The 9703-nt window shown below is 61.1% G+C and carries 9 protein-coding genes; 6 read left to right on the top strand and 3 right to left on the bottom strand.

Annotated features, from left to right (window positions below; translation table 11 throughout):
- From WCA53_RS24550 to WCA53_RS24525, 6 genes are all read left to right on the top strand, one after another.
- A partial coding sequence (locus WCA53_RS24550; RefSeq protein ID WP_423916563.1) for a PfkB family carbohydrate kinase occupies nucleotides 1-339 on the top strand: 339 nt, incomplete at its 5' end.
- Nucleotides 336-734 (top strand): D-ribose pyranase, encoded by a 399-nt coding sequence (gene rbsD / locus WCA53_RS24545; RefSeq protein WP_423916561.1) that lies wholly within the window; start codon nucleotides 336-338, stop codon nucleotides 732-734. The genes WCA53_RS24550 and rbsD, both read left to right, overlap by 4 nt.
- A 10-nt stretch (nucleotides 735-744) precedes the next feature.
- Complete coding sequence (locus tag WCA53_RS24540) at nucleotides 745-2250, top strand: sugar ABC transporter ATP-binding protein (protein WP_423916559.1); 1506 nt, start codon at nucleotides 745-747, stop codon at nucleotides 2248-2250.
- Between the two features lie 72 nt (nucleotides 2251-2322).
- Nucleotides 2323-3276 carry an ABC transporter permease gene (locus WCA53_RS24535; protein WP_423916556.1) on the top strand — a complete coding sequence of 318 codons (954 nt, stop codon included), beginning with the start codon at nucleotides 2323-2325 and terminating at the stop codon, nucleotides 3274-3276.
- 155 nt (nucleotides 3277-3431) lie between these two features.
- Nucleotides 3432-4376, top strand: coding sequence for a ribose ABC transporter substrate-binding protein RbsB (gene rbsB / locus WCA53_RS24530; RefSeq protein WP_423916553.1), 945 nt, complete (start codon nucleotides 3432-3434; stop codon nucleotides 4374-4376).
- 217 nt (nucleotides 4377-4593) lie between these two features.
- Entirely contained in the window at nucleotides 4594-5640 is a 1047-nt protein-coding gene (locus WCA53_RS24525) for a substrate-binding domain-containing protein (protein WP_423916551.1), read from the top strand.
- 336 nt (nucleotides 5641-5976) lie between these two features.
- On the opposite strand, the gene WCA53_RS24520 is transcribed toward WCA53_RS24525, so the two are convergent.
- The 3 genes from WCA53_RS24520 to WCA53_RS24510 all read right to left on the bottom strand — a co-directional run.
- Entirely contained in the window at nucleotides 5977-7548 is a 1572-nt protein-coding gene (locus tag WCA53_RS24520; RefSeq protein WP_423916549.1) for a methyl-accepting chemotaxis protein, read from the bottom strand.
- A gap of 74 nt (nucleotides 7549-7622) precedes the next feature.
- A complete protein-coding gene (locus WCA53_RS24515; RefSeq protein WP_423916547.1) occupies nucleotides 7623-8693 on the bottom strand; it encodes a carbon-nitrogen hydrolase family protein in 1071 nt (356 codons plus the stop codon).
- A 29-nt stretch (nucleotides 8694-8722) separates the two neighbouring features.
- Nucleotides 8723-9703, bottom strand: a 981-nt coding sequence (locus WCA53_RS24510; RefSeq protein WP_423916545.1) for a solute symporter family protein, incomplete at its 5' end; no start/stop codon positions are given.

The following is a 9703-nucleotide window of genomic DNA, read 5'->3' as shown; positions in this document are numbered from 1 at the left end:
GAATTGACCACCGCGCTGCAAACGGCTGGCGCGGACTGGAGGGCCGTCTTGAAGCGCATGCCGGCCCGCATCGCGATGACCCACGGCGAGGACGGCGCGTACTACACGACCGGCGACGGCGAACTCGTGCATCAAGAGGGCGTAGGCGTCGAAGCCGTCGATACGACCGGCGCGGGCGATACGTTCAACGGGGCGCTGGCCGCGTTCTGGCATCTCGGCGTGGCCGAAGCGGTGCGACGCGCAAACGCTGCCGGAGCTTTGTCGGTCACCCAGCCCGGCGCGCAAGGCGGCATGCCCACGCTGATCGAACTCGAACAATTCCTGAAGGCTCAATCGTGAAAAAACTCGGACACCTGAACCGCGATATCGCCCGCGTGCTCGCCGGCATGGGTCATACCGACAGCCTGGTGATTGCCGACTGTGGTTTGCCGATCCCCGATGGCGTCGAATGCATCGACGTCTCGCTGAAGATGGGCGTGCCCGGGTTTTTCGACGTGCTCGACACCGTTCTCGATGATTTCAAAGTGGAGCGCGCGGTCTTCGCTAGCGAAAGCCTGACGCAAAACGCAGCGGTCGCGGCGCGCATCGCGCAACTGGCACAAGCGCAGGTCGCAATCGACCATGTGCCGCATGACGAGTTCAAGCGCCTGTGCCGGCAGGCAAAGGCCGTGATTCGGACCGGCGAATGCAGTCCATACGCGAATGTGATCCTGCATTCGGGCGTGATCTTCTGAGGGGCGCGTCATGCAAGTGACCATGCGTGGCATCGGCAAGGCGTTCGGACCCGTCAGCGTTCTCGACGGTGTCGAATTCAATATTGGTGCGGGTGAGATTCACGCCTTGATGGGCGAGAACGGCGCCGGCAAGTCGACCCTGATGAAGATCCTCAGTGGTGTCTATCAGGCCGATGCCGGCGATATCCTGATCGATGGGAAGACAGCACTGATCCGCGACACGGTCGACGCTGAGCGGGCTGGGATTGCCATCATTCACCAGGAATTGAATCTGATTCCGCAGTTGTCGGTGATGGAGAACATGTTCCTTGGCCGCGAGCCGAGCCGTTTCGGTATCGTCGACACAGCGGCCATGCGCCGCCAGTCGCGTCATTGGCTCGACATGGTGGGTGCGCAGCGCATCGATCCGCAGATGGAGGCGGGCCGGCTGTCGATCGGCCAGCAGCAACTCGTGGAGATCGCCAAGGCGCTCTCACTCGACGCCCGCGTGCTGGTGATGGACGAGCCGACCGCCGCGCTCACGCATCGCGAGATTGAAACGCTCTTCGAGATCATGCTTGGGCTGAAAGCGCGCGGCGTCGCGCTTGTGTACGTCTCGCACCGCATGGAAGAAATTTTTCGCATCTGCGACAAGATCAGCGTGCTGCGCGACGGCAGGTTTGTCGGCGAACGCGCCATTGCGCAAACCGGTTTCGACGAAATCGTGCGTTTGATGGTCGGGCGCGAACTGGGCGAACGCTTCCCGAAGCGTACAAACGCGCCCGGCGGCGTGCGCTTCCAGGTTGCCGGACTCGCGGACGCCGGCAACATCTCCGGTATTTCGTTCGACGTGCGCGCGGGCGAAGTGTTGGGCATCGCCGGGCTGATGGGCGCGGGCCGCAGCGAAATCCTGAGGACGCTGTTCGGCGTCAATCGCAAGACCGCGGGAACCGTCTCACTCGATGGACGCCCGCTTGACATTCGCGATGCGTCCGGCGCGATCGGTGCCGGCATCGGCTTCGTCACCGAAGATCGCAAGAACCAGGGGCTGGTGCTTGGCATGTCGGTTCGCGAGAACGCGACGCTGGTTCATCTGGACACCTACGCACGCTTTGGCGTGGTGAACGATGCGGCTGAGCGCGCCGCGGTCGCACAGCTCATCAAGCAGCTGCGCATCCGTACCCGCGACGCGGAACTGGATGTGAAGTCGCTCTCCGGCGGCAACCAGCAAAAGGTCGTATTCGCCAAATGGCTCGTGGCGCCGCCCAAGGTCCTGCTGCTTGACGAGCCGACACGTGGCGTCGATGTCGGCGGCAAGGCCGAGATCTACACCATCATCAATCAGCTCGCATCGCAAGGCGTGGCGATCGTGATGGTGTCGTCGGAGTTGCCTGAAGTGCTGGGGATGAGCGATCGCATCCTGGTCATGCATCAGGGCCGTCAGAACGGCATCTTTCCCGCGGCCGGCGCCACTCAGGAAATGATCATGAACGCCGCCACCGGCGGCAAGACAGCAGCGGCACCGGTGGCGGCTTGAGCCGCCGGACTCGCGACGCAACCGTTCAACTAATCCGATGGCGGCTTGTGCCGCCGGTATCGAGAACCAAAAATGGCGCAACTAACCCTGACACCCAGTAACAAGGCCACGCTGCAAAAGCTCGGGCCGTTCATCGCGCTGCTGGTCATCGCAGTGGGACTTTCGATTGTCAGCCCTGACTTCCTGAGGCTCGACAATCTGCTCAACGTCATGCGCCAGTCGTCGATCAATGCGTTGATCGCATTCGGCATGACGCTTGTCATCCTGTTAGGCGGCATTGATCTGTCGGCGGGTTCGGTGCTCGCTCTCTCGTCCGTGATCATCGCCAGTCTGCTGCAAAGCGGCACGCCGGCCGTCGTGGCGACGCTCGCCGGCATCGTCGCCGGCGCACTGATGGGACTCGTCAACGGCCTCATCATCAGTAAAGGCAAGGTCGCGCCGTTCATCGCCACGCTCGGTACGATGACTGTGCTGCGCGGCCTCGCGCTGGTCATGTCGAACGGCAGTCCGATCAGCGACTTCAACAGCGATTTCTTCTCGATGCTTGGCGGCGGATATGTCGCGCGGCTGATCCCAATTCCGGTGGTGCTGATGCTGATTGTGTTCGGCATCTTCTGGTTCGTGTTGAAGAAGTCCGTGTTTGGCCGGCACGTCTACGCGACGGGCGGCAATGCTGAGTCCGCGAAGCTCTCCGGTGTCAAGGTCGATCGGGTCCAGTTGTGGGTGTACACGATTTCCGGCGTCATGGCGGCCATCGCCGGCGTGGTGCTGACATCACGTCTGAATTCCGCGCAACCGACGGCAGGCACCGGCTACGAGCTCGACGCCATTGCCGCGGTCGTGCTGGGCGGAACGAGTCTGACGGGCGGGCGCGGCTGGATCTTCGGCACGCTCGTGGGTGCGTTGCTCATCGGAGTGCTGAATAACGGCTTGAACTTGCTGGACGTCTCGTCGTTCTACCAGCAGGTCATCAAGGGCAGCGTCATCCTGCTTGCCGTGCTGATCGATAGGGCCAACAAGAAGTAACCCAGTGTTTGCGGCCGGCCGGAGATATCCCGACACCGCGACGGGACCGCAGCAAATGGATTGAATCGAGTTTGAACGAGAGGAGCGGCAAACGCCGCATGAGTGCGACTCGCAGATGCGGGCCCACGCTACATACAGGAACCATGAGGAAGACGATGAAAAGAATTATTTCGCCGCTGTTGGGTGCGTTGCTGGTAGTCGGCATCGTCGCGTGCTCGAAGCAGGGTCCGGACGCGACCGCTGCATCCGGTAGCGATCAGGCGTCGGCGGCTGCCGGCGGTGGGACAGCGACCGTGGGCCTGTCGATTTCGACGCTCAACAATCCGTTCTTTGTTGCGCTTCGCAAAGGCGCGGAAGACGAGGCAAAGAAGGACGGGATTACGCTGATCACGGTGGATGCGCAGAACGATCCGGCGAAACAGCAAGCGAGCGTCGAAGACCTGATCCAGAAGAACGTTAGTGTCATCCTGATCAATCCGACCGATTCATCGGCTGTCGCCAACGTGGTGAAGGAAGCGACTGCGAAGGGTATCAAGGTCGTGTCGCTTGACCGGAGCGTGACTGGTGCCGAGGTTAGCTCGCACATCGCGTCCGACAATCCGGCCGGCGGCAAGCTGGCCGCGGACTTCATGGTCGACAAGCTGGGTGGCAAAGGCAACGTGGTCGAGTTGCAGGGCATTCCGGGCTCGTCCGCCGCGCGTGAACGTGGCACGGGTTTCGAATCGGAAATCGCGGCCAAGGGCGGCGTGAAAGTAGTGACGAAGCAGCCGGCGGACTTCGACCGCGCCAAGGGGTTGTCGGTGATGGAAAACATCATCCAGAGCAACAAGGACATTCAGGGCGTCTTCGCACAGAATGATGAGATGGCGCTCGGTGCGGTGAAGGCCATCCAGGCGGCAGGACTGAAGAATGTGATCGTAGTCGGCTTCGATGCCACGGACGATGCGATCAACGCGGTTAAAGCCGGAACAATGGCCGCCACCGTGCAGCAGCAGCCGGAGCTCATTGGCCAGTACGGTATTCAAGCCGCGAAAAAGCTTATCGCTGGCCAGGCCGTGGACAAGTTCGTTCCGGTCCCGTTGAATCTCTACAAGCAGTAATGTTTCCAGCGTGCACCCGTAGTACCATCTGGCGCTAATATTAACGTCGACGCGGTGCATGGCGCCGTCCGGTTCGCATCGGGCGGCGATCTTTTCCTACGGGCCATCATGTTGGCGCACGGATCTTCCGCGATGCGGTTGTCTGCGGTTGTCTTACGGCGACCGGTGCATGTCTTCGTGACCGCAGACGTCGACACATTGCCTCCAGGAAGCCAGCGTGACCCAGTTCGAGCGTTTGACCATTGACGACATCGCCCGTCTGGCGATGGTTTCGCGCACCACCGCAAGCATGGTGCTCAATGGTCATGCCGAGCGCTACCGGATCTCTGCCGCTACCGTCGAGCGCGTCCTTCAGGTTGCGAAAGACAACCATTTCACGCCCTCGCAGTCGGCCCGTGCGCTGCGCTCTCGCCGCAGCAATACGATCGGCCTCGTCATTCCCGACCTCACGAACTCCGCGCACGCGGCTCTTGCGCAGGCTATGGAATCGCTATGTCGGCAGCGCTACGGATGCCAGCTCGTCATCGTGACAAGCGACGAAGACCCCAAACGCGAAACGGAGGGTATCGCGCACCTGGTCGCCCATCAGGTCGACGGCGTGGTCGTGGTGCCGTGCACCGGCGACGCCGAGCGATATGAAAAGTGGGTGAAGCGGTTGCCGCTGGTGTTCGCTGACCGTCGGGTCGAGCAGAGCGACATTCCTTATGTCGTGACCGACGCGACGGAAACGGTCGCAACACTGGTGGGTGACGCGCTCAAGCAGGGCGTGCGCGAGGTGGTGTACTTCGGTGGCCAACCGGAACTCTCGGCGAGCCGCGATCGGCTGGCCGGTTATCGTCTCGCGCTGGCAGCGCACGGTTTGACCGAGAAGAAAGACTGGGTTTATCAGCGCGACTACCAGCGCGAGTCCGGACACGCGCTGATGCGAGCCTGGTTTGCCGCGCATCGTCGCTATCCGCAAGCGCTGTTTGTGGGCTCGATCACGTTGCTCGAAGGTGTGCTGGCCTTCATCAATGAGGCGCACAAGCTGGCACAGGCGCCGGGTCGGCTCATGACGTTCGACGATCACCAGTTGCTTGACTGCCTTCCGCTGACCATAGACGCCATTGTTCAGGACAGCGGGCAACTGGCGGAACACAGCCTGCGCTGCGTAATTTCGATGCTGGAGGGGAACGCAAATCCTGAATCGTCGCGAATTCCTGCGCACATTCACTATCGGCTCAAACGGCAGTCGAGTTTTGACGCAGGCCCGATCAACGAATGACGCGTGGGGTACGGTGAGCCTGTCTGCATGTCCCGCTGGCTCTGGTGCAAATAGCGGGTCCGGTCGAAACGCTTCTTATAAATATGGATACCTTATCGATTGAAATTGACCGCATTCCAGACGGCGGGCGCAGCGATTTCGCTGAGCCCGAGAGTCGAGAGGTCGAACGGGTCCTTGCGGATGGACGTGGGCCTTCGCGCTCGTTTACGTGCATATGAATGGCGCTTGCGTGCAGTGGCGTTGGTGGCGTTGCGTGGGCGCCAGTAAGTTCGACTCAACGCGCGGCGCGAATCACGAAGGTGGGAAATACCGCCAGCGGCTTTCCCACTCATTTCTTTACCCCAAGCTTGCCCGCTCATCGAGCTTAAAGAAGGCCACCGTTTCGCGCAAACCGTTCGCCTGCTGGGACATCGACTGCGCCGCCGCAGAGGCCTCTTCCACCAGTGCGGCGTTGCGCTGGGTCATCTCGTCCATCTGGCTGACGGCTGTGTTGACCTGCTCGATACCGGTGCGCTGTTCTTGCGAGGCCGACGAGATTTCGCCGATGATGTCGCTCACGCGCTGCACCGACCGGACGACTTCGTTAATCGTACTGCCGGCTTCCCCTACCTGCCTGGAGCCAGTTTCCACCCGGTTCACCGATTCATCGATCAGCGCCTTGATTTCCTTGGCCGCCGTCGCGCTGCGCTGGGCAAGCGTGCGCACCTCGGTCGCCACGACTGCGAATCCGCGTCCCTGCTCGCCGGCCCGCGCAGCTTCAACCGCCGCATTCAGAGCGAGGATGTTGGTCTGGAACGCGATGCTCTCGATCACGCGGATAATCTCTGCCACCTTGGCCGAGCTGTCGGAGATCCCGTGCATCGTTTCGATGACGCGGCCAACCACTTCGCCACCTCGTTGCGCGGTGCTCGATGCCGTGTCCGCCATCGTCGTTGCCTGCCTGGCGTTGTCCGCGTTATGACTGACCGCAGAAGTCAGCTCTTCCATGCTCGCGGCGGTTTCTTCCAGGGATGCGGCCTGCTCTTCCGTGCGGCTTGAAAGATCCAGGTTGCCTTGGGCAATTTGCGCGCCGGCGGTCGCGACCCCTTCGGCGGTCTCGCGCACCTCGGACACGATTCGCAAGAGACTGTCACGCATCGCCGCAAGCGATGCCATCAGGCTGGTCGTGTCGCCCTGGCGAAGGTCGACCTTCACGTTGAGCTCGCCGCTGGCAATCCGTTCGCATACCTGAGCAGCATAGTCCGGCTCCCCACCGAGACTCGTGCGGATACTGCGGATCAGCAATAGCATCCCGCCTGAAAGCGCACTTAGAACGATCGCCGTGAGGAACAAATCGCGCAGCAAGGTCGCGTAGAACGCATGGTCGATGTCATCCACATAGACGCCGGTGAACACATGCCAATCCCAGTCGGGGATATAGCCACCGAACGCTATCTTGCGTACTGGCGTGGCACCCGGGAACTTAGGCCAAACATATTCGCTGAAGTGGTTGCCGCCCGGTGACGAGCTTTTGACAATGTCGACCGCGAGATGCGTGCCATTCGAATCAACCAATCCCACTTGCGACTTGGATTCAATGTCTGGCTTAGCCGGATTGAGGAGGGCTATGACATTTGAGTCGTATATGCCGAAATAGCCGCTACGGTCTGCACCGTAGCGCAGCCCGCGCACCGTCTCGAGCGCTTGATGCTTCGCGTCGTCAAGCGAAAGAGTCTTGTCGGCGACCTTGTTCTGGTAATAGGAGATCACGCCCAATGCGGTATCTACCTGCTGCGACAACATGCTCTTGCGCTGTTCGAGCATGTCGGATCGGCTCATCCAGGCACTCGCGACGACGAGCGCACCGAGGCCGACCCAGATAAGGGCGAGAATGCTCCATAGCTTCTGATTCAGAGTCATTTGCTTCATATATACCGGTCTCATCTATGGGGCACGTCAGTTCTGGCAAATTCGCCGCAAGCACAAAAAGTATTTCGGGCTGGTCAGTTCACTTCTCTATCGCCAGGCCGAACTCCTTGTTGCCGTGCACCGGCGCCGGTGATTTCTCCTTGCGCGGTAGTGCTCGCATGCGAAGGTGCATCGCGAAAGGTCACGGGCTCCTGACGCTCCCGGTTCACGGTCAACGAAAACACGTCGTACCGGTTGTAATAGCCGACGACATCATGAAACTGTTTCGGCTCAACACATCGATTGAGATCGAACTCGGCATAGGCGATGCCTTCTTCGTCGCTCAACATGTCGCCGATCGGCGTGCCGGTAGGATCGACGAACATGGACGCCGCCCGCGGCGAGCCATCAAGGACGGCTGCAGCATCCGGATTACGGGCGACGAGAAAATCACGCATCTCGGCGTCCATGTAGCCCGCGGAAACGATGCCGAAAGCCTTCGCCTCGAACGAATGCGCACCAGCGCGAAGACGGTTGGCAGCCACGTTGTTGAAGTTGGCTCCCGTCGCCGGGCGGCGAGTCGGCCAGAGCGCGGGCCAGCTGGAAATGTGGATCTGTTCGCCTTGCGCCATCAACGAATAGCGCGCCAGCGGATTTGTGTTCTCACCGCAGATCAGACCGCCGATCCGGCCAATGGGGGTATCGACGACCTGAAGTCCCGCGCCATCGCCCGCAGCCCAAACGAGCTTTTCATAAAACGTGGGCACGAGCTTTCGATGGTGATTGACAATGCTGCCGTGCTCGTCGATCAGCACGTTGGAATTCCACATGCATCCGACGCTCGCATGCGAGCGTTCGCTGAAACCGAGCGAAACAAACACGCCACTGCGGGCCGCCTCGGCCGCTATCTCGGCGATTTCGGGGCCGTCTGCATAGATGCTTTCCTGCGCAAACTTCTCGAACAGGTCATGGTTGTCGATCGGTGCCCACAGCGACGCCCACACTGGAAAGGCAGGGATGAAGGATTCGGGAAACGCGACCAGTTGTGCGCCATGACCACTCGCTTCGCGGATCAGCGAGATCGCTTTGGCGACCGTGGCCCGCTTGTTCAGGAACACCGGCGCCGCGTGCGCTGCGGCCACTTTGACAATGGGAAGGTAAGACATGATTGTTCTCTCCGGTACGTCCAGTATGTTTAGTGATCGCTAGCCGTGGCGGCGCCGTAGCCGGTCTCGCGGCGCACGACGAGTTCGGCCCAGCGCGACGAAGCCGTCAAGTCGCGTGTGAACAGCGAAACGAGGAAGACCAGAAGGAATCCTATAGGAATCGAGATGATCCCCGGATTGCGCAGACTGATCAAAGGAGCGCTAAGACCTACGATGCTGGTTGCGTCCGGCGCGATATCGCGCGCAGTCACAAGATCAGCCGCTTGTTGCGCGATGAGTGTGCGGCGCTCGGAGGCATCCAGCGTGTTGGGCAAGCGCGTATCGATCAATGCGATGCGATCAATGGCCGCCTGCCGGACCCGTGCCGGGTACGTCATGTTGGGCGAAACGAGGACAAGAAAGATCGCGACCAGCGTTCCGCCGATAATGCCAGCGAGCACGCCTTGCGTCGTACATCGTTTCCAGTACAACGTCAGGACGAGCGCCGGCAGGTTGGCCGAAGCGGCCACCGCGTAACCCAGCCCAACCAGTTGCGCCACGTTCTGGCCGCGCGCCAGGATGCTCACCGAGATGGCGATCACACCGACAAAGAGCGTTGCGATCCGCGCGGCGAACACCTGCTGACGCTCGGTGGCCTGACCGTTTCGGATCGCTCCCACGTACAGGTCGTGAGCGAGCGACGAAGCCGCTGCGAGCGTAAGACCTGCCACCACCGCAACAATCGTGGCGAAGGCCACTGCTGCGATAAAGGCCAGCATCAGATCTCCGCCAACGCTGTGCGGTCCGCCCGTCAATGCCTGAGCCAGCAGCGGTGCAGCGAGATTGCCTCCCTTTTCGACCGACAAGATTAGCGGAGCGCCCACAAAATAGGCGGCGGAAAAACCTATGACGACGATGCACAGGTGACAGGCGGCGATACCCAGCATCGCCCACATAACCGAGTGGCGTGCAGCCCGCGCATCGTTGACCGTGAAGAAACGCATCAGGATGTGCGGCATCGCAGCCGTCCC

Origin of the sequence: Caballeronia sp., assembly GCF_049581465.1 — a bacterium.
Classification (GTDB): Bacteria; Pseudomonadota; Gammaproteobacteria; order Burkholderiales; family Burkholderiaceae; genus Caballeronia.
The sequence above is the reverse complement of the archived record's forward strand: the minus strand, read 5'-3'. Positions and strand labels throughout refer to the sequence as shown.

Bases quoted from the DNA above. Each gene is read 5' to 3' on its own strand.
- WCA53_RS24520 (WP_423916549.1), bottom strand. From the start codon at position 7,548: ATGAAGCAAATGACTCTGAATCAGAAGCTATGGAGCATTCTCGCCCTT.
- WCA53_RS24540 (WP_423916559.1), top strand. From the start codon at position 745: ATGCAAGTGACCATGCGTGGCATCGGCAAGGCGTTCGGACCCGTCAGC.
- WCA53_RS24515 (WP_423916547.1), bottom strand. From the start codon at position 8,693: ATGTCTTACCTTCCCATTGTCAAAGTGGCCGCAGCGCACGCGGCGCCG.
- WCA53_RS24535 (WP_423916556.1), top strand. From the start codon at position 2,323: ATGGCGCAACTAACCCTGACACCCAGTAACAAGGCCACGCTGCAAAAG.
- rbsB (WP_423916553.1), top strand. From the start codon at position 3,432: ATGAAAAGAATTATTTCGCCGCTGTTGGGTGCGTTGCTGGTAGTCGGC.